Genomic DNA, 22,749 nt, shown 5'->3' with positions numbered 1-22,749 from the left:
TTGATTATCTTTTCATACAAATGCAAGTAACCCTATCATGACAAGGCAGTAAGAACGAAGCCCCACACTGAGTTTTTACGTTAATGAACCTCATTTCCGCTCTCAATTCCCTTCAGAGTTAACAATCAACAGGACTTTATTACCAAACTCTAGTACGGAGGATAAAAAATGATTCTGCTCCACTCTGGAAAATGTCACCCGCTCATAGCCGTAACCGAAGTTTTCTGTATCAACAAGGATGGTCATTGCCTTATTAAAGGCATTCAGAGCCAGCTCTGAATCTCGTTTATTTTCGAGCATGTTAATCTTCTCCTTAGCCGCACGATACAGCACATCGAGGCGGCGGTAATACTCCATCAGCTTTGACGTTGTAATGCCGTTGGGTCTTTCCGTCCACACCTGTAGATTGGAAATAACCGCATGAGCTTCTGCCAGCAAATCCGAGCTTTCACGCGCTAAATCATCCAGCGTTTTCACTACAGTGGTGATCCGAAACGGCAGTTTCTTTTGTTCCGCGATATACTGGTAAAATGCCGAGATAGCCAGGGTCTGACTGATATTCAGTATTTTTAATACCTCATCGGCCTGAGCTTTTATGTCATCGTCAATGCGTGCGTTAATCGTTGCCATCTGTCCAGCTCCTTGTGGTGATCACCATCAACAATAATGCACACTTGCATTACAGGCAAGGAATTAATGCAACTTTGCATTACACCGTATTTTAACACCTTCCTTTTGCCTCACTGGACAGTCTGGTTATTCTGTCCATAACCCACACCCTTATCCCCCACTTCTGTGAATAATCAACATATCGTGCTCATACCGCTGACTGGCGCACCACATACTGTCTCTGCTCTCCCATTCCGTCCTGATACCCTGCCGCCCATTGGTGCAGATCGTGCTTTTTCACTTGGATGAAATAGCAAATTCGGAAATAATGTCCAGTTATGCTGCCAGGCAGATCGGAATTAGTAATCTTGACTTTCCAACCCTCGCGGTTTCTAAAAATCGTATGTCCGCTCTTCGCTCACAGCGGACCTTATGACCTGACTTTCTGCCCGCTCCGTGCCAAGAGCGGACATTGTGAAATTAGACTATTGCCATTAGATTAACTAGTTGAGTTTCGTAATCCTTTCAATGAAATCTGTAATAAATTCAGCCCACTGCAAACTTTGATGAATTAGACTTTACGATTGTGGCGACTTATCCCCTGATTAGGAAATGTGTGGAATTACTGTTTCTCGATTTTGCAAATAGCCGCATACTCTTACTTCCTTGAGATCAGCTGACCAATGTACAGGTATCGTGATGAATAAAGCTGTAACTACAGCCGAGCTTTTCCGGCAAATTAGAGAATCAGAAGGCTCTGGCTACCTTAATCGTGCCCATCAACGCAGTTTCTCACTGAATGTTTTCCAGATGAATGCGTTGGAACTTATTGAGGCAGCTCACAGGGTTAAGGATCCTGATCAAGGCATACTGTTGATGATGGAAAAGAATCGCGAAGCTGGACTCCAAGCCCATCGCGAACTCAATCGGCATGTTCACAACTTCGTTTCATCTTCGTTGACCCTTGTGGAACATACGCGGGTATTCATGAGGAAGCATTACGCAGATACCAAACTGTTGGAGGCCTACGAAAAGCAAGTAATAGCAACTTTCGCTAAATCACCTGTAGCTCAGTTCATTCAAGGTCTCCGCAACTACATGCTTCATAAAGGGCTGCCAGATTCCAGTATGTATATGAATTTTGAAGCTAATCCTGGAGCTACGGATGGTTCGGGTACGTTTGAAACTGGTGTGCATTATGACACCGCTTCACTTTTGGATTGGAAAGACTGGAAACCAGCGGCTCGCAACTATCTCGAACTGGCCGGAGAACATCTCGACGTTCATGAATTTGCGTTAGAATACCTGACGCTCGTCAACCAATTCCATGAGTGGTTGAATGTTACCCTTGAAATGCACCATCATTCTGATCTACAAAAACTGAATCAGCTTCAAGCTCAACTCAACGATATTAATCCAACAAACGAACTGATTTCACCAACAGTGCCATCTGACCTCCCTGACATCAAACCCTTTATTTTCACATCGGTCCATAGCACCGAACTTGATCAGATTTCCCTTGAACTGATGGGGATGATTCAAGAACTTCATTTTGAACAAACTGCTCAGAATTTTCCATCTGAAAGGCCTGTGATTTCAATTACTGATCGAGATCTGATTGGACCTATTACATTTTGGGGGAAGGAGATGAACGGAAGCGCAGCGTTCACGTTCTTTCAGAATGATGGAAAACCATATGGATTTATTGAGGAAAATTACAAATGCCTCGATAACTTAATCGATGCTGTAATGAAAGCTGAATGGGCTCGTACTAGCTTAAGTCGTGGGTTTGTTGAAACTACTTTCTTCGATTGGGCGAGACAACAATTTCCAACTGCCCAGTCTTCATTCTCAATGGAATTATGCGAGACTGCTCGAGAAAAGGTCACTGCTGTTGAAGTTTGGGCCCCAATTGCCAATATGGAAGTTGAAAAGGGATTTGACTTCGGTCCTATTCGCATTGAATCGATCACGGCTTCTGTAATGGATAATTTGTGCAGAAAATTACCGTCACCGCCACTAGGAAAAGAGCAAGAATTTGGTCAATACGTTGAAATGTTGAGGCAGAATTTTCAAGGATATGCTGTTGCAATTATGTCCATTGAAGCTGAACCGAAATTTGCGGTAGAGCGATCTTTTCAGATTGCTCAGGATGCAGTGGGACTGCTAACTTTCTTCTCTCCAGCGGCCCCTGAAGCATACATTTTCAGTCCAGTAGCACTCTCTGGTGCAGAGTACATCCCAGCATCGAAACTTATAGTAATGTATGAAGGTGGCTTTAGTCACAATGAGAAAATTTTACCAACAGAGATTGGATATTGGCGTCTATCGGTGCAACAAATTTCTACACTAAATTCTGATCTGTTAGAAGTCGCTGGATCACTTGTGCTGTTAGAGGGCTTGAGCGAATTCGCCTTAGCGGTACGGACAAGCATCTTAATTCATAGTAAAGGATTGACATTGTTATCACCGAAGGATCGTCTGCGGAGTTGTTTATCTGCTCTCGAGTTAATGTTGCTCAAACATGACATGGAGCCACGTGCACATAGTATTGCAAATCGAATGAGCATCATTTTGTCCGTTATAGGGGCTAATGGTGAAGAAGTTAAGAAGACCATCCAGCAAATCTACTGGTTGCTGGAGCAACCGCAGCGGACAGAACTGGGACACAGAGAAAGCGAACTGATCGCGACATTTACAGCCCATGCTTACAATGTTCTAAATGTGGCACTTAGTAATGCCCGTACCTACCGTTCAAAAGTTCAATTTGTGACTGAGATTGATAGGATGGGTATTTCTCGACAGTAATTTTTATATTGGCACAAACCAGATTTTAGTTGACTGCTACAGCATAATCACTTGGCCTGAATTATTAGATAATGATTGAGAAAGTCCGCTTATCGCTCAAAGCGGACCTTCAGCTCAAATAGTAGGGTAACCACCCTGCTCTCGAACCTGCGTGGAAGATACAGTCGATATTTGATAACTAGTCGGCGTCTGGACTGTGTGCATATACCCCCATAAAGGCATCCGTCAGCGTATTGGTCATTCTGTCAGTTAACTCTTCTGGAATATCTTTCGGCATTCTCGCAGCGATCTACCCGCGAATAGCGGGCCTCACCTGCTCGTGAGTTAACTTAATCTCCTTTGACGTTCTCGCCGCTAATCCTTGGGTATATGCGGAGGTACAAATATTGCTAACATTCACGCGTAATTTGCGCATTGTAGAATCATCAGGGCCGACAATAACGTCTGTAGATATCTTCTCCATCGACATCATTCTTACCCCTTCTCTCTTACAACAGGCCTCTGATGTGGTCATGGCAGTTAGCAGCCTATCCTGCGTGATAAATGTATGTACATTATCCCTGCAATGCAGCCTCAGAATCTGATATACTGGACATAATTACAGTGTAAGGGGCAAGCAATGGCTGTTGAAACAAAATTTGTTGTCGTTAGAAAAGGTGAAGAGAAAATGACATTTGCCAGTAAGAAAGAGGCTGACGCTTATGACAGACTGCTCGACATGGCAGAAGCGTTTACCGACTTGCTGTTGCAAAGCGGGAAGCCGATGGATGAAACTCAAGCCGAGGATCTGGGCCTATTTCTTGCCGAACAGAAAGTGGCCGTGCAGCATGTTCTGCGGACCAGCAAACTCCCGGAATCCATTCCCCCATCTGAATCTGATATTCCAGACTCAGATGCGTCTGCCAGCAAAAAAATCAGGGCCATTAACGCTGCCTGATGATCCACACGCTGCATCTCCATCCAGAAGCCGTAAGCAGAAAGCTGCTCACGGCTTTTTTGCATACTGGGATCCGCAAGGGGAGAATAATTTTCCCCCTGAGTTCTTCCCACACGTCCCGTATTTACGGGCGCATAAGCGGTTCAATACCAACCCACTTCAGCGTCGGTTGATAGCATAACTTCAGCGCAGGCACCGCGACCTTCACTCCATCGACCTCAAGTTCGCCTAAGTGAACTGTCCATTTAGCATTGGCGTAGCCGTCATAAATTTTAAAGACCACATAGGCTGAACCGTAGTCATCGTTATTGGTAATACGCGGGACATTACGGTGTACCTCATCGCTGTTGATATCGTAAGGCGATGGCCTTGCATATTTCGCATTCTCTTCCGGGAAATCATATGGGAATGAGGTAGTGCCAAGGTAAACTTCTGGACGCGCGTTCTGTCGGTGCCCATCGCCCAGATCGATGTAGGCTTGACGTGTGTCGATAATAATCGGCACTGCAGGCTGCCCCTTACTTCCCGGACGCGAAGGACGCTGGCGCCCTTTGTTATAGGCAATCAGTTGCACATAAAATTCCGGCCTCGCTCCAGGCCCCTGAACGTAAGGAATAGTGAAACTGCTTCGCTTCTCAGGCATATATCGGCCAGGAATAGCGTGATCGTAGAGATAGGTTTCCAGCACTATTTCTTGCTTGCCGTGAGGGGTATCAACAATAAATTTATGCTCGCTTTCGCAAAGGTCGATATACCCGGGGCGTTCCCTCGGATAGGGAATACATCCCCCCAACAACGTGGCGGCCAATACGACAACCCCACCCCACCTAAGATGCCTCAATAATGGCATGACAAAATCCCTCTATCCAAAATACCAAAGGGTAGCTTAGGTGAGTATGACTGAGGTGTTCAACCTACCAACATTGATTTAGGGTAGCGGGAGATTAAGCGGCGGATGTGAGCAATATATTGCGCGAATATGGCTTTGTGTGGGGGATAAACCGAACCATTGCTGATTAAAAATCACCCCCGATGACGCAGCCCGTATATACAAAAACGCGCCACTTTCACCGGCGGCGCGTTAATCTTATGGCGTCGAATCGCTTATTGCGCGTCAGCCCACTCGCCCATTTCAATAATGATAAAGTGCGAGTGCTGTTCTTTCGCTTTAAAGGTCAGCGTCATTGGCCCGACGACTTCGAGTGAATCGCGTTCATCCAGCGTCACAATACCTTCAACGTTAACGCTATCTTCAATGCTATTGATGTAGGCCTGGCGCCCCGCTTTCAGCTCGTAGGTTACTTCAGCATCGCTATTTGTCAGTTCGCTGACAAACATGTTCACATCCTGATTTAAATGCAGCGGCGCATCGTCATCATTTTGCAGACTACCGACGATATGCAGTAATTTATTCTCACGGTCTTCGTCGGTGAACTTATGATTTTCATAACGCACTTCCAAACCTTGTTTTGGCGGCAGGATCCAGATTTGCAGGAAACGACACCAATCATCATGGTTATTCAGCTCCGAGTGCCATACGCCGTTACCGGCAGTGACCGTTTGCACATGCCCGCGGCTCAACACATCTTCCACCTGCGTCGCGCTGTCCCAGTGGGTCAGATTGCCTTTCACCAGATAACTGACGATTTCCATGTCTTTATGCGGATGCCGGTCAAAGCCGCTGTGCGGTTTCACATCATCATCGTTGACCACCCGCAGCACACCATAATGCATGTTGTCAGGGTCATAATAGTTGGCGAACGAAAAATGAAAATAGGTGTTCGCTGGATGATATTCACTGGCTGGCAGATAATGCAGTAGCTCCGCGCCTTTTTTACGATAGTGACTAGCCATAGCAGTTGATCCTCGATGTATGTCTGATGCACGTATGATAGGCACGGGATTGATGCAGATAAATCAGGGTTCAGGTAAGACACCGTTACGCAAAATGAAAGAATACGACCTCATCTCACTTCGCAACTTCGTCGCCGTCGTAGAAAGCGGTAGCTTCTATAATGCCGCCGTCCAGCTTGATGCCAGCAGCGCGGCTATCAGTCGTCGGGTCTCCGCACTGGAAGCGGCGTTAGGCGTAAAGCTGATAAATCGCACCACTCGCCAGCTCGATTTAACCCCCAGCGGCCAACAGTTTTATCAGGATGTATTAGCGGTTTTAAGCGCGCTTGAGCAGGCCGTAGAACGGCTAAACTGTGCGCAGGAAACCTACAGCGGCATCATTCGGCTGGGTGCGCCGTTGAGTTTTGGCACCCAAAAACTGGCCCCACTGCTTCCCGCATTTTTGAAAAAATATCCGCAGATTACCGTGACCTTACAGCTGGAAGACCGCGTTAGCGATCTGCTAAATGAAGGCATAGATCTCTCCTTGCGCATCGGCAACTTACAGGATTCGTCCCTGGTCAGTTTACCTATCGCCATGATGCCAAGGCTGTATTGCGCATCACCGGATTACGTGAAAGCACATGGTAAACCGGAATCTCCCGCCGAATTAAAGCACCATAGCTGCTTACACTACTCACTCCTTTCCACCCGCGATGAATGGGAGTTTGCCAGCGGCGGGCAGGAGCTGGATGTTCGGGTGCCGTTGGCCGCCAACAATGGCGATGTGCTACGTGAAGCCGCTATTCAGGGTATGGGGATTGCGATGTTACCGTGGTATATCGTCGAAGAGGCGTTGCACGCTGGCGCATTAGTTCCGGTGCTTGAGCGCTACGCGCCCCCGCCATTGCCTTTGTCGATCGTGCGTCCATCGCGCCAGTTTACCCCGGTGCGAGTGACGGTTTTGATGCAGTACCTGCGCGAAGCGCTGGCAGACGTTGGCACAATATCAACCACGAATAGGATGTGACCGATTAGCGGTAACAAAAGCGTTGTGGGGCTTACTGCGTCGTCGCCCTGTTGACTTATTCTGTAAAAAGACTACTTTTCAGGACATGAAAAAAATACTGATTATCGTCCCCGATGGCGGCATGCTTTTTGAGTCCACCGGTATTGCCGACATCCTAATGCAGGCCAACCAACTGCATCCTGAAAGCGCCACAACCTGCTGTTATCAGGTTCAGCTCGCCACAACCCAGCCTCACCAGGTGATCCACGGCCAGTCGGGTTTAAATCTGCTGGCCGATCACCGCTTACATGAAATAGACCCCCGTGAACCGCTCGATACCATCATTATCACTGGGCGAGGCCAAAACCCGCAGGAAGGTGTTGCGGTGGTTGATTGGCTGCGGCTAGCGGCTCCTCACGCCCGTCGCATTGCGTCGATTTGCGGCGGTGCGATGCTGCTGGCGCAATCCGGATTGCTGGACGGCAGGCGAGCAACCACCCACTGGAACCTACTGGAAACCATGAAGGCGGAATATCCACTGGTGCAGGTGGAAGGCGGCCCGCTGTATATTCAGGATGAGAACATTTGGACCTCAGGCGGCGTCAGCTCCGGTTTTGACCTGACTCTCGCGCTGGTTGAAGAAGACTACGGTTTTAGCCTGGCGCGCGACATCGCGCAGGACTTCGTAATGTACCTGCGTCGCCCCGGAGGCCAGCTACAGTTTAGCCGCTATAAACTGCAACAAACCAGCACCCTGGGCCCGATTAACGATCTGCTAGCCTGGATGCTGGAGAACCTTACCGCCGACCTCAGCGTCGAAAAACTGGCGGAAAAAGTCGCCATGAGTCCGCGCAATTTCACCCGCGTATTTACCCGAGAAACAGGCGCTTCACCGGCGCGCTACGTCGCTGAAGCCCGGCTGGCCGCGGCCCGCCAGCGTCTGGAGCAAACGAACGAGACGCTGGATCGCATCGCCGAGCAAACGGGCTTTGGCAGCAGCATTAACCTGCGGCGGCTATTTGAAAAGCAGCTACACCTAACGCCGGGTGAATACCGGCAGCGCTTTCACTGTCGCAAAATGGCGTAATGTGATCCTTTTTTGTCATTTACGCCAAATGGTGACCGGCCTACAGTAATGCCATAGACAACGCATAAGGAGTTAATCATGGTAAAGGTCGGTATTAACGGTTTTGGCCGTATCGGACGTAACGTTCTGCGCGCAACGCTGGGCAACCCGGACATTCAGATTGTGGCGATTAACGATCTGACAGACAGCAAAACGCTGGCGCATCTACTGAAATACGACTCGCTGCTCGGCAAACTTGACGCTGACGTCACCGCCGATGAAGGAAAACTGGTGATTGACGGTAAAGCAATTACCGTTTTCAGCGAACGCGACCCGGCCAACATTCCGTGGCGCCAGGCAGAAGTCGATATTGTCATCGAAGCCACCGGCTTCTTCACTGACCGTGACAAGGCAGCGGTGCATATCCACAGCGGTGGCGCCAAACGAGTGATTATCTCCGCCCCCGGTAAAAACGATGATTTGACTATCGTGATGGGCGTTAACGATGGTCTCTACGACCCGGAAAAACACTACGTAGTCAGCAACGGTAGCTGTACCACCAACGGTTTAGCGCCAGCTGCGCAGGTTCTGCATCAGCATTTTGGTATTAAGCATGGGCTGATGAACACCACCCACGCCTACACCAATAGCCAGGCGCTGCACGACCAGCCGGAAAAAGACCTGCGCGGTGCTCGCGCCGCCGCACTGTCGATTGTGCCCTACTCCAGCGGCGCAGCGAAGGCGCTGGGTAAAGTCATCCCCGAATTGGATGGCCGCTTGACCGGCTACTCGCTGCGTGTGCCGGTACCGGTGGTATCCATCGTTGACCTGACCGTCACGCTCGAACGGGATGTGACCATAGAAGAAGTGAATACCGCGTTTCGTGAAGCCGCCGCGACCGGGCCGCTCAAAGGGATCCTCGGCTATAGCGACGAACCGCTGGTTTCTAGTGATTACCAGGGCGACCCGCGTTCTTCCATTATCGATGGTCTGTCAACGCTGGTGATTGGTGGCAATATGGTGAAAATCCTAGCGTGGTACGACAACGAATGGGGATTCTCCAATCGCCTCGTTGACCTCGCGCTGTTGATGGCAAACCGTGAGGGCTAATCCTCAGCCCTCGATGTCAGGCTAAAATCCACGCTCCGGCGTGGATTTTTTTATCGTGCTCTTTTGGCTGTTTATCACCTAACGGTGCTGTCTGGGTGAATAGCCCATCACCCGTTTAAAGGCTTTACCAAACGCACTTTCAGACTCATAGCCCAGCGCATTAGCAATCTGCATAACGGAATCATCGGTATTCTTTAGCCGATCGCAGGCCAGCAGCATTCGCCAACGGGTCAGATATTCCATTGGCGCACTGCCCACTTTTTCTTTGAAGCGTCTGGCGAATGTTGACCGGGACATACCGACCTTTTCGGCCAGCATTTGCAACGTCCATTGATGGGCAGGATTGCCGTGCATGCTGCTGATGGCCAAGTTCAGTTGCTTATCCGCTAACGCAAACAGCCAACCCACATTGTCACCACTGGCAGCGCCAAGGTGTAAACGCAGTGCCTGAATCAACATCGCATACGCCATCTGTTGAACAATCAACGCGCTGCCTGGGCGCGGGTTTAGCACCTCTTCGGTCATTTGTTCGAGCGACCGCCGCATTGCTGCTTTATCGGCGTCTTTCTTAATATGCACAATCGGTGGCAGGGCTCCCAGCAGCATACTGGCGTGATGCCCACTCAGTACAAAATGGCCGCCCACCACCAGGCAGCCTTCAGGCCCCCCGCCATCTGCGGTGTTACCCAAACGCTGTTGCGCTACCACAAGCGCAAAATCAACGGGGTCAACCGACAAACTGGTTGCGAGGGTAAAAGACGGCCCCGGCGGCAGCAAATAGCAGTCTCCGGTCTCCAGCAGCCGCTTTTCAGCAACGCCCTCGACCGATAACCAACATCGGCCGGACACCACGCTATAACACTTGATTCCTTCATGGTAAGGCCAGGCAATCGCCATATTTTGTTGCAGCGCGAGGCCGCCCGAAGCATAGCTCTGCGGTTTGAGTAACGATAGAAGTTCAGAGAGCGGATCCATACAACCTCGAGACGATGGGACGATTAATAGCGACTTTCAATCATAGATCGTATTAAGACAGGCCCCTATAGTCATTATCAACGGGCGACCTGCCTTCACTCACCTAAGGTATTTAGCGATGCGTATTTTTCTTACCGGCGCGACCGGATTTATTGGTTCACACGTGACCCGCGAACTCATAGCCGCAGGCCATCAGGTGCTGGGTTTAACCAGAAGCACCGCAGGGGCTGAGCAACTCATCGCCTCCGGGGCCGAAGTGCACTTTGGTAATATTGAAGATCTGGATAGCCTACAGCGTGGTGCAATCCAGGCTGATGGCGTGATCCATACCGCCTTTAATCATGATTTTTCGACATTTGTCGCCAACTGCGAACATGACTACCGCGTCATTGATGCCATGGGTACCGCGCTGGAAGGGACGCAAAAGCCGCTGATCATTACTTCGGGTGTCGCTATGGGATCGATGGGGCAGCATTCGCTCGCCACAGAAGACAACTTTAATGCCGATAATCCCAACCCGCGCCGGGCGACAGAATTAGCAGGGCTTGCCGTTGCACAGCGTGGTGTTCACGTCTCAGTGGTACGCCTGCCGCAGGTTCATGACACCAATAAACAAGGATTAATCACCCCGCTTATCGAGCTTGCCCGGCAGAAAGGCGTCTCCGGATACGTTGAGGAAGGTCAGAACCGTTGGTCGGCCGTGCATGTCAGCGATGTGGCGGCCGTCTATTTGCGCGCCCTGGAGAACACTATTCCCAACCGTCGTTATCACGCCGTAGCTGAAGAAGGAATCCCGATGCGCACCCTTGCTGAAGTTATCGGATATATTCTGGATGTGCCGGTAAAGCGCATTGCCGCCACGGACGCAGCGCAGCACTTTGGTTGGATGAGCATGCTTATTGAGCATGACATGTCGGCCTCGGGGGCGCTCACCCGAGAACGTCTGGCGTGGCAGCCAACTGGCCCTGGACTGATTGAGGATCTGTTGAAGATGCGCTGCTAGCGGTAATCCGTTTTTATTCTCACTCCGCGACACGTCCCAGTGCGTTGGTTAAACCGACGATTGCGACCAGTGACGTGTCGCCTGAACATCGGTCCCACGCCTGCACTGCAACGGTTCTCAAAGCCCGGTGCAATAAGAAATCATCACAGTTCGCCTCGCTCATTGTGGACACAATAGGCCAAAAAGGATTACGTACACCGGCTTTTGGTGACACCCGCTCGACTCCCCGGATAGGTTTTTATCTAATTCTGTTTTAGCCACCAGATTCAGTTCTTTCAGCCACACAGTCTGGCGCAAAGAAAAGATGCTATGTGGTTACATAAAAATAAACCTCTATATTTGTGCGTATTTACTTATACTAACTAAAGCGCTGGCTTCTTTTTTGTACAAGCGTCAAAAAAAATAGCCTATAACAAATAATAACAACGGATTTCTTAATCATGAATAATAAAAAGAACAATCCTAACTTATTGATTTTGATGGTTTAAAAAATAAATCAAATTATTGCATTAATATTAGCCAGGTAGCATATATTAATAGCATGATAACTAAATTATAATTCTTTATCATCCGACAGAGAGCAGAGGTTAGAATGAGATTAATTGTTATGTTGTTAAGCTTTGTGGTCTCGGCGCACGTCTGGGCAGGTGAACTAGCCAAACCTACCGGAAAAGTCATTCTAACCATGTCCGGGAATATAGAAAATACCAACGAAAGTGGGAAAGCCGTTCTGGATATCGCCAGCCTTGAGAAACTGGGTACGGTGAGTTTTCAGACCACCTCTCCCTGGTATAATGGCCGCACGACTTTTACGGGTATCTCACTGCAAAAGCTGATGGATTATGTCGGCGCAAAAGGGACTGTCGTTAAGATCACCGCGCTCAACGATTACACCACCGTCATTCCGCTAAGCGATTTCAAAAAATACAATGTCATCCTTGCTTTAAAAGTCAACGGAGAATATATGCGTATCCGTGATAAAGGCCCGCTGTTCGTAGTCTATCCCTATGACAGCCTCCCTGAGTTGAATACTCAGATCTACTACTCAAGATCGGCATGGCAAATCAGTAAAATGGATATTGAGTAGGAGTTCAGAAGCGTATTATGAACAGGATACTGGCTGGCATCATTTTTTCCCTTTTTATATCTACTGGATATATCTCTTTTCTTGTGCACGAAAGACAGCAAGAGTTACAGAAACTGACTCACTACACCGACTCCTGGTCTGCTGCACAGCTGGTATCTGAATATTACCGCTTTGAATCATGGCTTGGCCTTTACACCATCGATGACACCATATCGCTCGATGATGTCCGCCTGCGCCTCGACATCATGCTCAGCCAGAGTAATTTGATGAAAGAAGGCGATTTAGGTCATTATATTGAAATCAATAAAGCGCATCATGACCTGGCTATACAGCTTGAGGAGACGCTGAATTATCTGGATCTTCACCTGGAAAAAATGAGCCGCCCTGAGCTTCAGAAATACCTCAAAGTTATGCACGAGCTCGATCCACCGCTGGGCCGCCTTTCTTCAGGCGCATTGGATAAAGATATTAGTTCGATTACTAACGCCAACCTTAAGATCCGAACGCTGTACTTTATTTACTCAGCGACATCGGTTCTGCTGATAATACTGAGTGCGATACTTGGGATTCTCATCTTCTATCAGAACAGAAATATCCTCCAGGCGCACCTGCAGGTTAAGAACCTTGCTGAAGAACTGCAAAAATCGAAAGAGAAACTGCAAATCCAGAACGTTCGACTGGAATATGACGCCTACCACGATTCGCTGACAGAGATGAACAACCGTCATTTCTTCTGGGAGAATTTGAATAACACCATCGCGCTGGCCGAAGAAAACAATCACGCGGTTACGGTGATGCTGTTTGATTTAGACCGTTTCAAAGAGGTCAATGACACGTATGGGCATGATGTCGGTGACATACTCTTACGCCAAATTTCCCAGCGCTTGATGTCGATGGATCTGAATTCAGGCACACTGTATCGCTTAGGCGGCGATGAATTTGCCTTTCTCTCCAGCGGCATGACCGAGAGCACCGCCGTTTCGAAAGCGCAAAAAATATGTGATTCAATCAACCAGCCCTACGCTATCTATAACACGATTATCAATATCACGACCTGTGTTGGTATCGTTAACTCAGCGACTGAACACCGCTCTGACTATCTGTATAAATTCGCCGATCTCGCGCTGTATGAAGCCAAAAATGAAGGTTCGGGTAAAATTAAAGTTTTCCGCCAGCACATGTTAGATAAGCTGCAAGAAAGCAGGACTTTTGAACACGATATGTCTTTGGCTTTAGCTAATAACGAGTTTGCGGTTTATTACCAACCCATCGTCGATTCGTTCAGCGGTGAAATATACAGCTACGAAGCGCTTATCCGTTGGAATCATCCGCGAAAAGGTCTTCTGTCGCCGGACAGTTTTATTCCAGTGGCGGAAAAAACGGGCATGATTAACGAAATGGGCAAATGGGTACTCGAAATAGCCTGTCGGGAAGCCGCGACGTGGGTGATTCCGGCGAAAATTTCAGTCAATGCCTCGCCTGTCCAGCTAAGCAGCAAAGCGTTTTCCGCGATCGTACTGGCGATTTTAAAAGAGTCAGGGCTTGCAGCTGACCGGCTTGAACTTGAAGTCACGGAGACGTCAGCCTTTTCTGAAAGCAATGCGCCGATGAGTACCCTTAATAAGCTCCGGGCGCAGGGGGTGACAATCGCCATTGATGATTTTGGTACCGGCTACTCTTCCCTTTCGCGGCTGAGTCGGCTTGCCTTCGATAAAATTAAAATCGATAAATCTTTTGTGACTTCGATATCCACCCATGAAGACGCCCTGAATATCATCAAACTCATCACCAGTATGGCGAAATCCCTGAGTATGAAGGTGGTCGCAGAAGGTGTTGAAACCCGAGAGCAGCTCGAAAGTCTTCAGGCGCTGGGCTGCGATTTCGCGCAAGGGTATCTCTTTAGTAAACCGCAGCCTTTTATCGATGAAAATATCAAAAATGGACCACGGCATTCCTGATGTCGAGGTCAACGGGCGCGCCGCGCACCCGGTATTTCGTTACCTGAAAGACCCACTGTCTGGCGTACCGGGCGGGCGAATCAAGTAGAACTTTACCCAATTGCTGATTGGCCGCGATGGCAAACCCCTCAAACGTTTTTGCACCGTTTACCCCCCGGAAAAAAGGGAATCGGCGATTCTTTCGGCGCTAAAAGTCTGAGTATTTGCAGGCGGCAATTCATTCCGTTGAGCCGGTTTTCCCGGCCCCATGGTTGCCATCTTCTGCCGCTAAATAAATGGGCGTAACGCTAATTCGCCACCCAACACCAGCAGAAATAGCAGGAAGCAGCGCCGGAACTGTTTGGCGCTAATTCGCGCCCTGACCTTCTGCCCACACCACATCCCGATCAGCGCCGGGACAATCGATAGCAGCGACAGCGTCAACGACTGCATCGGCAAGGCATTGTGCTGATACAACCCTATCGCGAGGGCCACCGTTGACACCGTAAACGACAGACCCAGCGCCTGAACCAGTTCTTCTTTGCTCCATGCCAGCGATTGCAGGAACGGCACGGCGGGCATCACAAATACGCCGGTGGCCCCGGTGACAAGTCCGGTCAGGCCGCCGATCAGCGGCGAAAGCCATTTTTCACTCGCCGTGGAAACCGTCAGCGCGGGAGAAACCAAGGCGTAGACCGCGTAAATCATCAACGCCATCCCCAGACCCAATGATGACCAGACCGGAGAAATACGAATGAGCAGCGAGGCCCCCGCCACCGTTCCCAGAACAATCAGCACCATCATCAGCCACAAGCGGCGGATAATCCGCCCCACCGACGGCCCGGAAAAAAGCTGAAGCACGTTGGTGACAAACGACGGTATCACCAACAGCGCGGCGGCAACCGGCAGCGGCATAAAAATCCCTAACAGCCCCATTGAGACCGTCGGCAGGCCCATCCCGGTCACGCCTTTTACAAAACCGGCGAGAATAAACACGCCCAGCAAGTAGCAATACAGCCCTTCGCCCATCATTTTTTCCTTGTTGTTAATGTTTCCTCTATTCAACCCGGCCAGACAGCGGTGGACAATCTGGTATCTACGCGCCATGCTTCGGTTATTCCGAAGGCAAGCAGGATGAGCGTGATGAGATTAGATATTGCCGATATGAGGCTTTTCGTGTGTATCGCGGATGCGGGCAGCATCACTGGCGGCGCCAGGCGGGCGAACCTGGCGCTGGCATCCGCCAGCGAACGGCTGAAAAATATTGAGTTCAATGCGGGTGTGAGCCTGCTGGTACGTCACCCCCGAGGCGTCAGTCTGACTGAAGCCGGTGAACTTTTCGTTCACCATGCCCGGCAGATTTTGTCTCAGCGGGAGCTCCTGAAAGCCGAACTGAGCGCGTTTGCCAACGGCTCCCGGGGGAAACTCAAGCTATATGCAAACACCGCCGCTATCGCCGAATTTCTGCCGCGTAAACTGAGCGCATGGCTATCTGAATACCCCGATATCGCAATCGAACTCGAAGAGCGAACCAGCGTCGATATCGTGAATATTATCGCCTCCAGTATTGGCGAAGCAGGATTGGTTTCCGATGCTGTAAACGCCCAGAGCCTTACGCTGGAGCCCGTTGCCGATGACCAACTAGTGCTGATAATCCCTCCTCAGCATCCTCTTTCCCATGCCGACGCGCTCTCACTGTCCGACGTCGTAACAGAGTCGTTTATCGGTCTTTACCCGGGCAATGCATTGCAGGAAAACATCAGCCAGCATGCAGCCAATCTCGGTTACTCACTGAGTTTTCGCATCAGAATGAGTAGTTTTGAAGGTTTCTGCGAAATGGTCAGCAATGGCATTGGCGTAGGTATTCTGCCTGAGTCCGTCGCAGATCGTTTCCAGCATAAATTTGCCTTCAGCAAACGGCCATTAACCGATGCCTGGGCTAAACGAAAAATTTGTCTGTGCTATCGGGATCGATCGTTACTGAGCCCGGCCATGAAGAAATTACTTACGTTTCTGCAAGAGACGGTAAGCTGAATTCAGGCACCAAAAAAAATCATTTTCCTGGCAATATTTTTGCGCCTCATTCGTCTACCTCATCAGAAGGCATTTTGCATGTTCTATTGAGGAGTAAAAATAATGAGAGATTTTGATATGCATCGACACGGTTGGGGACGCGGACGCGGATTTGGCGGCCATCACATGGCGAAGCCGATACTGATTGGCGTCGCGCTGTTTGCGCTACTGGGGCTGCTGGTCATGTCCCTATGGAATGCCCTGCTGCCGGAGCTTATCGGTGTAAATAGCATCGGTTTCTGGCAATCACTGGGGCTATTAGTGCTGTGCCGCATTTTGTTTGGCGGTCTGGGGATGCGCCCAGGCATGTTTGGCCGCTCTCGCCGCCGTATGCACGAACGCTGGATGCAAATGACGCCAGAACAGCGCGAACAGTTTATGCAGCATCGCCGTGGCGGCGGCTGTCACCACAATAGCCATGAACAGCGTGGGCACGGTTTTGGCCATCATCGTGGCGGCCAATGTTCACGCCCTGAACCGGGTGACGTAGCGCCTGGAAACACCCGCCCACAGCCTCAGCCTGACGAGCAAAATGGCGATAAACCGGCAGGAACCGAGCGATCGGTATGAGCGCTGATAAAGCGAATGATTCTCCCATTCTCTCCGCGATAGCCGCCTGCCGGAGTAAGCTGACGGCTTTTATCCGTGGCCGTACGGCTGTGCGCGATGATGCCGATGACATCCTACAGGAAGTCACCTATCAGTTGATGAAAGTGGAACAGCCGGTTGAAAATGTCGCGGCCTGGCTGTTCCGTGCGGCACGCAATGAAATGACCGACAGAGCGCGGAAAAAGCGCGAGCTTCCGCTGTCGGTCTTATACAGTGACGATGAAGAGGACGATTATCCCGAGGATGAGCTCGCGGAAACCTTATTCGGCGTGCCGCAGACGCCGGAAGAACGCTATCTTAGCGAGTTGATGTGGGAAGAGCTGAATCAGGCGCTGGCGGAATTACCGGCCCTTCAGCGCGAGGCGTTCGAGAAAACCGAGCTGGAAGGCTATAGCGTGAAAGCGCTGGCCGAGGAAACCGGAGTCAGCGTACAGGCTCTGTTGTCGCGCAAGCACAAGGCCGTGCTTTATCTTCGAACCCGTCTGCACGTTCTTTATGATGAGCTGATGCAGGATTAAGCGCGTAACCGCGCGCATTTCCGGCCGGGATTATTCGGCCGGAGATCTCTTCACCAAAGCCACGACGCTCCCGCACATTTTAAGGGATAATACGTGCAGCCCTTAGCTGCGCAAACAGCGCGTAAAACATCTCGTCGGTAGCCTGCAGGCGCGAAAAGCCCGCCCGCCGTAATTTACTGCCATCACCAAACATGTCGTAATCCCAGCCAAACACAAAGTCGGCAAACTGACCATCGCTCAAACGTAAAAGATCCGCTTCAACCAGCCCATTGCCCGCCAGTTTGCGCCACGTTGCCTGGCTGTCCTCGAAGAGTTGACGAAATGACAAGCGAATCGGCGGCGCGCACTCCAACTCAAACCAGCGGGCAATGCGCGGCCACAGCTCGCTCCAGCGCCAGATATCGCCATTATTCACGTTGAATGCCTGGTTTTCTGCGGTCTTTGCCATTGACGCCCACAGGGTCGCTTCGGCCAGCAGGCCCGCGTCGGTATAATCCACAATGCTATGCCAGGTTTGCTCGGTTCCGGGAAAGCGCAGCGGTAACCCCTGCGCCCGACACAATGACGCATACAGCGCGATGCTCAAAGCAAGATTCATGGTGTTGCCAGGCACCGCGCTTCCCACCACGCCGGGCCTTATCGCATTCCAGTGCCACGTTTTACCGCGCTGGAATTCGCTGAGCCAACTAAGCTGAGCGGCGTTAAATTCTGCGCCCGGAACGCCGGGATCGCTCTCGCGGGCGGGCGTTTTAAAAGGCCCGAGATGTGCGCCATACACTTTATACCCCTGCATTAAACTGACCGTCTGCAGCGGCGCCGTTTTTTCAATCTGGCTGACCAAATTGCGCAGCATGGTGACGTTGGGCGCCACCATTTCCCCCCAGTTCGCGGCATTCACCCAGGCACTATAAAATAGATGCGTAACGTCGCTCAGAGGCTGCAGTTGCTGCGCGCTGTTTTCAGCATCCAGTAGGTCGACGTTAATGAGCGGAATGTTATCTGGGTGGGTGGATTGCTGACGGCTCAGGCCGATAACCTGCCAGTGATTTCGCAGCAGCGTTTTGACCATCTCCCGGCCAACGATCCCGCTGGCACCGGCAACTAACGCGACATTTTGTGGCTGTCTCTGATTCATGACTCTTCTCCATTAAGGGGGACAGAGACAGTGTGATAGATTATTTTCTCCGCAAATATCCCGCTACACTGATGGTATTTATAAGCAGAATCATTAAATGAATAATAAGCTCAATGCGATCGCCACTTTCTTACGCGTTGCCGAGGCCGGCTCTTTCTCTGCCGCCGCGCGCCAAAGTGGGATGAAACAATCCGCCGTCAGCCAGCAGGTCGCCGCCCTTGAGGACGAGTTAGGCGTGGTTTTGCTGCATCGCACGACCCGGGTGATGGCGCTGACTGAGCACGGAGAACAGTACCGACGGGATATGATCCTGTTGCTCGACGCGATGCGGGAAGCCGAACAGCGATTGAACCCTGTCGAACCACAATGGCAAGGCAAGGTTCATCTACAGTTACCCAGCGGGCTCGGGCAGCTTTTGCTGCCGCACCTGTTGGCGCTCCAGCAAATGCACACCGGATTACAGCTCACGCTTTCGCTGGACGATCGTATCGTCGATCTGGTGAGTGAAGGCGTGGATGTGGCGCTGCGGTTAGGCAGTGAACCGCCGCCAGCGTATGCTGCACGCACGCTGGCATGTATTGAAACGGCGCTTTTTGCCGCCCCGAACTTTACCGTCCATTCGGTCAACGATCTGGCCACGTATCCACACGTCCGATTTAGCGGCATCGCTCCGGAATCGCCGCTGCGCTTAGTTTCTGATGCTGAGAGTATTGATGTGAAGGTGCATACCGTTTTTCGCGCTAATACCAGCGAGGCGCTGTTACAAGCCCTTGAGACCGGTTTGGGTATCGGAGGCATGCAGCGACCGCTGGCCCGTAAAGCATTGCAATCAGGCAGGCTGGTTCCGGTGTTACCCGCTTATCGGTTACCGGATCGTTTTCTTTATGCCGTCTATCCTGACGCCCGTTTTATCCCGCAGAGAGTCCGGGGCATTGTCAGCGTCATTGAGGGTCTGTTGCCTGAGACAGTCGGAGCGACGCAAAAAACGTAGCGCAATGAGACCATGAGGCTCAATGGATACAACCCGCCCCAACACGGTTGGGACAGGTTGCTTCATTCAGTGCCCCATACGCTATCAGTAGCGCACGCACACCGACTTGGTTTCGCACCAGTCATTCAGCCAGTCTGGGCCAAAATCACGCCCGGTGCCTGACTGTTTCATGCCGCCAAACGGCAGGTTCGCATCAATCAGCGTGTGGCTATTGACCCACACGGTACCCGCCTGAAGACGGTCGGTGTAGTTCAGCGCCTGAGTCAGGTCGCGGGTCCAGACGCTGGCGGTCAGGCCAAAATCACTGTCATTGGCCAGCCGCAAGGCTTCTTCGCCATCCGCCACGCGCACCAGATTGACCACCGGTCCAAACACCTCTTCGCGGGTCAGACGCAGATTCGCATCCGGGTTAATCACCAGCGTTGGCGGGATATAGAACCCTTGCGCATCCGGGCCAACGTTACCGCTAATCAGTTCCGCTTTTTGCTGGCGGGCCTCGTCAAGATAGGCCGCGACTTTGGCACAGTGGGCTTTGGACACCACCGGGTTGATCTGGGTGGTTTCCAGCATCCCTGGCCCCACGGACATCGATTTCACCGCCTGTTCAAAGCCGCTGACCAGGGTGTCAAAGATCGGCGCTTCGATATAGATACGCGAACTAGCAGCACACACCTGCCCCTGGTTGAGGAAGCTGCCGGTCATCAGACCTTCGATAACCCACTGCGGATCCGCGTCTTTCAGCACGATCGCCGGGTTTTTACCGCCCAGTTCCAGCGTGACGCGAGTCAGACGGTCGGCGGCTACACGGGCAATCTGTTTACCGGTAGCGGTAGAACCGGTAAAGCTGACCTTAGCGACGTGTGGATGAGAGGTTAACGCCGCGCCGCACTCGGCGCCGCTACCGGTGACAACGTTAAAGATCCCGTCAGGGATCCCCGCTTCGGTCGCCAGTTCAGCCACGCGCAGCAGGGTCAGCGGCGTGGTTTCCGAAGGTTTGATAACGATAGAACAACCTGCGGCCAGCGCGGGCATCACCTTCCACATGCCGATCATCAGCGGGAAGTTCCACGGTACGATACCGGCAACCACGCCAACCGGCTCTTTTTTCGTCCACGCCTGATAGCGCGCGCCCTGAGGGAACGGAATCGACACATCCAGCGTGCGGCCGCTGATTTTAGTGGTCAGCCCGGCGGTATAGCGCATCCAGTTCAGGGTGCAGCCCACTTCAAAGGCACGGGAGATATTGATGGATTTGCCCTGCTCCAGCGTCTCCAGCTGTGCCAGCTCTTCACCGTGTTGCTCAACCAGATCGGCAAAACGCAGCAGCACGCGTTCACGATCGGCAGGCGTACGCCCGGCCCAGCTGCGGGAAACGAATGCGCGCCAGGCCGACATGACCGCCCTGTCAACATCACCGGCACTGGCGTCCGCCGTGCTGGCAATCGCCTGTCCGGTGGCCGGGTTCCAGACGGTGAGACGTTTTTCACTTTGGGCCGCCTGCTGCGCGCCATCAATGTAGAGGCCATGCTGACGGTCTAAGAACTGCTGCACGCTGGCAAGCAGCGTGACCTGTTGTGCGGACATATCGTCTCCTTATTATTCGCGGGTAGTCATTTCAGTCTACGGCGGGTTCTGGAATGTCGCTTTTGTGTCTGTGACATTCGCTGTTGCCGCTGTGACAGACGCCGCAATTCAACAGATTGCGCAGGCAGAAATGTGTGGCAGGTAATAGTTCTTTCATATATTCACTTCACCACTCTTGTTTAAGGCAACATTAATGCAACAATAACCACACATTTTCATTGCAGAGATGGCTTATGGCAGCGGTAGACAGCGGCGAGACTTACCACAACTGGCTGGCGAAGATAAATCAGGTCTGCGGGCACTTTGCCGCGCGTCCGCTGGAGGGGGATTTCCATGGCGAAATCGATACCAGCTACGCCGGTAGCCTTAAGCTCAGCACCGTGACCTCTCGCAACGTCAATCTCTATCGCACGCGTCAGGAAATTCGCGGCGGCAATGACGCCTGGTTCTACACCGTTTTCCAACTCTCCGGCGAAGCCAGCATTGAGCAAGAAGATCGTCAGGTGAGTCTGCAAGCCGGCGATATGACGCTGATTGATGCCGCCCGCCCCTGTTCCATTGTCTGGCAGCAAACCTCACGGCAGGTGTCATTATTATTACCTCGCCAGACGCTGGAAAATCAGCTGCGCGGCAGCGGAATAAGCGTCGCCACCCGGCTGGATAAATCCCTGCCGATGGTTCAGCTTAGCCAGCGCCTGCTGCATGAAAGCATGAGCAGCCCGATGCTGTCGGCCAGCGAAAGCGAAGCCGCGCTGGATGCAATTGTCTGTCTGCTGCGCCCAATGTTGCACCGCCAGGAGGTTCAGCCGTCACGGCGTGAGAAGCAGTTTTCACGGATTATGGCGCTGATTGATGATGCTATTCAGGAAGAGCACCTGCGCCCGGAGTGGCTGGCGGATGAAACGGGGATGTCGGTGAGAAGTTTGTACCGGCTGTTTGCTGATAAAGGTCTGGTGGTGGCGCAGTACATCAAAAATCGTCGTCTGGATCTCTGTGCCCAGGCGCTACAGAGCGCGCACGATGATGAGAAATTGGCAGGAATCGGTTATCGCTGGGGATTCAGCGACCACAGCCACTTCTCTACCGCCTTTAAGCAACGGTTCGGCATATCGCCGGGCGAGTATCGCAAGCGCGGTCGCTGAAGCAAAACGTAATCAGTTATCTTTAATAAGCTGCGCAACGTCGCTGCTGTTAATTTCACGTGTATTACCGTCCTGATCGACGTAGCTTGTCATGCCAGTCTCTTTATCCAGCTGCGGTTTACCTTCGGTGACAATCGTCTGCCCACTTTTAGTGGTCATCACGTAGTTGCTGGTACAACCCGCCAACGCCAGTAACATCGCACCCGCACCAAGAATGTATAAAGACTTTTTCATGTTATCTCCGTTTTCCGCCCACACTATAGGTATGGCTTAAGTGAATGTATTGTATGCCTGATAGTGTGCGAACAGGTAGATACGGGATG

At 51.4% G+C, this 22,749-nt stretch carries 20 protein-coding genes and 2 pseudogenes; 14 read left to right on the top strand and 8 right to left on the bottom strand.

Annotation, left to right across the window (positions count from 1 at the left end; all coding sequences use genetic code 11):
• Nucleotides 1–270: 270 nt before the first annotated feature.
• Nucleotides 271–630, bottom strand: a pseudogene (locus tag ABOC97_RS01040) (type II toxin-antitoxin system RelB/DinJ family antitoxin); the annotation flags it as partial.
• A gap of 678 nt (nucleotides 631–1,308) precedes the next feature.
• Here ABOC97_RS01040 and ABOC97_RS01035 point away from each other — a divergent pair.
• The gene (locus ABOC97_RS01035) at nucleotides 1,309–3,417 is read left to right on the top strand and encodes a hypothetical protein (RefSeq protein WP_349592953.1); all 2,109 of its coding nucleotides are present in this window, start codon (nucleotides 1,309–1,311) and stop codon (nucleotides 3,415–3,417) included.
• A 619-nt stretch (nucleotides 3,418–4,036) separates the two neighbouring features.
• Nucleotides 4,037–4,354: a YebG family protein gene (locus ABOC97_RS01030; RefSeq protein WP_349592950.1), complete on the top strand. Its 318-nt coding sequence runs from the start codon at nucleotides 4,037–4,039 to the stop codon at nucleotides 4,352–4,354.
• A 124-nt stretch (nucleotides 4,355–4,478) separates the two neighbouring features.
• On the opposite strand, the gene ABOC97_RS01025 is transcribed toward ABOC97_RS01030, so the two are convergent.
• Both ABOC97_RS01025 and ABOC97_RS01020 read right to left on the bottom strand, forming a co-directional pair.
• Entirely contained in the window at nucleotides 4,479–4,928 is a 450-nt protein-coding gene (locus ABOC97_RS01025) for a hypothetical protein (protein WP_234508777.1), read from the bottom strand.
• A gap of 530 nt (nucleotides 4,929–5,458) precedes the next feature.
• On the bottom strand, nucleotides 5,459–6,208 hold the full coding sequence (locus tag ABOC97_RS01020) for a pirin family protein (protein WP_349592947.1): 750 nt from the start codon (nucleotides 6,206–6,208) through the stop codon (nucleotides 5,459–5,461).
• Nucleotides 6,209–6,227: 19 nt separating this feature from the next.
• On the opposite strand from ABOC97_RS01020, the gene ABOC97_RS01015 reads away from it, so the two are divergent.
• The 3 genes from ABOC97_RS01015 (at nucleotide 6,228) to gap (ending at nucleotide 9,372) form a co-directional block, all read left to right on the top strand.
• A complete protein-coding gene (locus ABOC97_RS01015) occupies nucleotides 6,228–7,217 on the top strand; it encodes a LysR family transcriptional regulator (protein WP_349592944.1) in 990 nt (329 codons plus the stop codon).
• Between the two features lie 85 nt (nucleotides 7,218–7,302).
• A complete protein-coding gene (locus tag ABOC97_RS01010; RefSeq protein WP_349592941.1) occupies nucleotides 7,303–8,283 on the top strand; it encodes a GlxA family transcriptional regulator in 981 nt (326 codons plus the stop codon).
• Nucleotides 8,284–8,361: 78 nt separating this feature from the next.
• Nucleotides 8,362–9,372 (top strand): type I glyceraldehyde-3-phosphate dehydrogenase, encoded by a 1,011-nt coding sequence (gene gap / locus ABOC97_RS01005; RefSeq protein ID WP_349592938.1) that lies wholly within the window; start codon nucleotides 8,362–8,364, stop codon nucleotides 9,370–9,372.
• 78 nt (nucleotides 9,373–9,450) lie between these two features.
• Here the strand turns inward: gap and ABOC97_RS01000 are convergent, their stop codons facing one another.
• The gene (locus ABOC97_RS01000; RefSeq protein ID WP_349592936.1) at nucleotides 9,451–10,347 is read right to left on the bottom strand and encodes an AraC family transcriptional regulator; all 897 of its coding nucleotides are present in this window, start codon (nucleotides 10,345–10,347) and stop codon (nucleotides 9,451–9,453) included.
• A gap of 118 nt (nucleotides 10,348–10,465) precedes the next feature.
• Between ABOC97_RS01000 and ABOC97_RS00995 the strand changes: the two genes are divergently transcribed.
• From ABOC97_RS00995 to ABOC97_RS00980, 4 genes and pseudogenes are all read left to right on the top strand, one after another.
• A complete protein-coding gene (locus ABOC97_RS00995) occupies nucleotides 10,466–11,350 on the top strand; it encodes an SDR family oxidoreductase (protein ID WP_349592933.1) in 885 nt (294 codons plus the stop codon).
• Nucleotides 11,351–11,942: 592 nt separating this feature from the next.
• Nucleotides 11,943–12,437, top strand: a complete 495-nt coding sequence (locus tag ABOC97_RS00990; protein ID WP_234504591.1) for a putative pterin-binding protein — start codon at nucleotides 11,943–11,945, stop codon at nucleotides 12,435–12,437.
• Nucleotides 12,438–12,454: 17 nt separating this feature from the next.
• Nucleotides 12,455–14,395, top strand: a complete 1,941-nt coding sequence (locus ABOC97_RS00985; protein WP_349592929.1) for a putative bifunctional diguanylate cyclase/phosphodiesterase — start codon at nucleotides 12,455–12,457, stop codon at nucleotides 14,393–14,395.
• Between the two features lies 1 nt (nucleotide 14,396).
• Nucleotides 14,397–14,594 (top strand): annotated as a pseudogene (locus tag ABOC97_RS00980) (thioredoxin domain-containing protein); the annotation flags it as partial.
• Nucleotides 14,595–14,662: 68 nt separating this feature from the next.
• On the opposite strand, the gene ABOC97_RS00975 reads toward ABOC97_RS00980, so the two are convergent.
• Complete coding sequence (locus tag ABOC97_RS00975; RefSeq protein ID WP_459253813.1) at nucleotides 14,663–15,403, bottom strand: sulfite exporter TauE/SafE family protein; 741 nt, start codon at nucleotides 15,401–15,403, stop codon at nucleotides 14,663–14,665.
• A 114-nt stretch (nucleotides 15,404–15,517) separates the two neighbouring features.
• Here ABOC97_RS00975 and ABOC97_RS00970 point away from each other — a divergent pair, with 114 nt between their 5' ends.
• From ABOC97_RS00970 to ABOC97_RS00960, 3 genes are all read left to right on the top strand, one after another.
• Nucleotides 15,518–16,408 carry a LysR family transcriptional regulator gene (locus tag ABOC97_RS00970; RefSeq protein ID WP_349592926.1) on the top strand — a complete coding sequence of 297 codons (891 nt, stop codon included), beginning with the start codon at nucleotides 15,518–15,520 and terminating at the stop codon, nucleotides 16,406–16,408.
• A gap of 102 nt (nucleotides 16,409–16,510) precedes the next feature.
• Nucleotides 16,511–17,017, top strand: coding sequence for a hypothetical protein (locus ABOC97_RS00965; RefSeq protein WP_349592924.1), 507 nt, complete (start codon nucleotides 16,511–16,513; stop codon nucleotides 17,015–17,017).
• Nucleotides 17,014–17,574: an RNA polymerase sigma factor gene (locus ABOC97_RS00960; protein ID WP_349592921.1), complete on the top strand. Its 561-nt coding sequence runs from the start codon at nucleotides 17,014–17,016 to the stop codon at nucleotides 17,572–17,574. Before ABOC97_RS00965 ends, ABOC97_RS00960 begins: the two co-directional genes overlap by 4 nt.
• A gap of 79 nt (nucleotides 17,575–17,653) precedes the next feature.
• Here the strand turns inward: ABOC97_RS00960 and ABOC97_RS00955 are convergent, their stop codons facing one another.
• Nucleotides 17,654–18,709: an SDR family oxidoreductase gene (locus tag ABOC97_RS00955; RefSeq protein WP_349592919.1), complete on the bottom strand. Its 1,056-nt coding sequence runs from the start codon at nucleotides 18,707–18,709 to the stop codon at nucleotides 17,654–17,656.
• A gap of 97 nt (nucleotides 18,710–18,806) precedes the next feature.
• On the opposite strand from ABOC97_RS00955, the gene ABOC97_RS00950 reads away from it, so the two are divergent.
• Nucleotides 18,807–19,700 carry a LysR family transcriptional regulator gene (locus ABOC97_RS00950; RefSeq protein WP_349592916.1) on the top strand — a complete coding sequence of 298 codons (894 nt, stop codon included), beginning with the start codon at nucleotides 18,807–18,809 and terminating at the stop codon, nucleotides 19,698–19,700.
• Nucleotides 19,701–19,784: 84 nt separating this feature from the next.
• Here ABOC97_RS00950 and ABOC97_RS00945 read toward each other — a convergent pair whose 3' ends face one another.
• Nucleotides 19,785–21,284 carry an aldehyde dehydrogenase family protein gene (locus tag ABOC97_RS00945; RefSeq protein WP_349592914.1) on the bottom strand — a complete coding sequence of 500 codons (1,500 nt, stop codon included), beginning with the start codon at nucleotides 21,282–21,284 and terminating at the stop codon, nucleotides 19,785–19,787.
• A 233-nt stretch (nucleotides 21,285–21,517) separates the two neighbouring features.
• Between ABOC97_RS00945 and feaR the strand changes: the two genes are divergently transcribed.
• Complete coding sequence (gene feaR / locus ABOC97_RS00940; RefSeq protein ID WP_052283359.1) at nucleotides 21,518–22,426, top strand: transcriptional regulator FeaR; 909 nt, start codon at nucleotides 21,518–21,520, stop codon at nucleotides 22,424–22,426.
• Nucleotides 22,427–22,438: 12 nt separating this feature from the next.
• Here feaR and ABOC97_RS00935 read toward each other — a convergent pair whose 3' ends face one another.
• A complete protein-coding gene (locus tag ABOC97_RS00935; RefSeq protein WP_349592912.1) occupies nucleotides 22,439–22,660 on the bottom strand; it encodes a YgdI/YgdR family lipoprotein in 222 nt (73 codons plus the stop codon).
• Between the last annotated feature and the right edge of the window lie 89 nt (nucleotides 22,661–22,749).

Source organism: Kluyvera huaxiensis (genome assembly GCF_040149365.1).
Classification (GTDB): Bacteria; Pseudomonadota; Gammaproteobacteria; order Enterobacterales; family Enterobacteriaceae; genus Kluyvera; species Kluyvera intermedia_A.
Note: the sequence above shows the minus strand (reverse complement) of the source record. Positions and strands in the feature narration are given on the sequence as shown.

Bases quoted from the DNA above. Each gene is read 5' to 3' on its own strand.
- ABOC97_RS01035 (WP_349592953.1), top strand. From the start codon at position 1,309: ATGAATAAAGCTGTAACTACAGCCGAGCTTTTCCGGCAAATTAGAGAA.
- ABOC97_RS01030 (WP_349592950.1), top strand. From the start codon at position 4,037: ATGGCTGTTGAAACAAAATTTGTTGTCGTTAGAAAAGGTGAAGAGAAA.
- ABOC97_RS01020 (WP_349592947.1), bottom strand. From the start codon at position 6,208: ATGGCTAGTCACTATCGTAAAAAAGGCGCGGAGCTACTGCATTATCTG.
- ABOC97_RS01015 (WP_349592944.1), top strand. From the start codon at position 6,228: ATGTCTGATGCACGTATGATAGGCACGGGATTGATGCAGATAAATCAG.
- ABOC97_RS01010 (WP_349592941.1), top strand. From the start codon at position 7,303: ATGAAAAAAATACTGATTATCGTCCCCGATGGCGGCATGCTTTTTGAG.
- gap (WP_349592938.1), top strand. From the start codon at position 8,362: ATGGTAAAGGTCGGTATTAACGGTTTTGGCCGTATCGGACGTAACGTT.
- ABOC97_RS01000 (WP_349592936.1), bottom strand. From the start codon at position 10,347: ATGGATCCGCTCTCTGAACTTCTATCGTTACTCAAACCGCAGAGCTAT.
- ABOC97_RS00995 (WP_349592933.1), top strand. From the start codon at position 10,466: ATGCGTATTTTTCTTACCGGCGCGACCGGATTTATTGGTTCACACGTG.
- ABOC97_RS00990 (WP_234504591.1), top strand. From the start codon at position 11,943: ATGAGATTAATTGTTATGTTGTTAAGCTTTGTGGTCTCGGCGCACGTC.
- ABOC97_RS00985 (WP_349592929.1), top strand. From the start codon at position 12,455: ATGAACAGGATACTGGCTGGCATCATTTTTTCCCTTTTTATATCTACT.
- ABOC97_RS00975 (WP_459253813.1), bottom strand. From the start codon at position 15,403: ATGGGCGAAGGGCTGTATTGCTACTTGCTGGGCGTGTTTATTCTCGCC.
- ABOC97_RS00970 (WP_349592926.1), top strand. From the start codon at position 15,518: ATGAGATTAGATATTGCCGATATGAGGCTTTTCGTGTGTATCGCGGAT.
- ABOC97_RS00965 (WP_349592924.1), top strand. From the start codon at position 16,511: ATGAGAGATTTTGATATGCATCGACACGGTTGGGGACGCGGACGCGGA.
- ABOC97_RS00960 (WP_349592921.1), top strand. From the start codon at position 17,014: ATGAGCGCTGATAAAGCGAATGATTCTCCCATTCTCTCCGCGATAGCC.
- ABOC97_RS00955 (WP_349592919.1), bottom strand. From the start codon at position 18,709: ATGAATCAGAGACAGCCACAAAATGTCGCGTTAGTTGCCGGTGCCAGC.
- ABOC97_RS00950 (WP_349592916.1), top strand. From the start codon at position 18,807: ATGAATAATAAGCTCAATGCGATCGCCACTTTCTTACGCGTTGCCGAG.
- ABOC97_RS00945 (WP_349592914.1), bottom strand. From the start codon at position 21,284: ATGTCCGCACAACAGGTCACGCTGCTTGCCAGCGTGCAGCAGTTCTTA.
- feaR (WP_052283359.1), top strand. From the start codon at position 21,518: ATGGCAGCGGTAGACAGCGGCGAGACTTACCACAACTGGCTGGCGAAG.
- ABOC97_RS00935 (WP_349592912.1), bottom strand. From the start codon at position 22,660: ATGAAAAAGTCTTTATACATTCTTGGTGCGGGTGCGATGTTACTGGCG.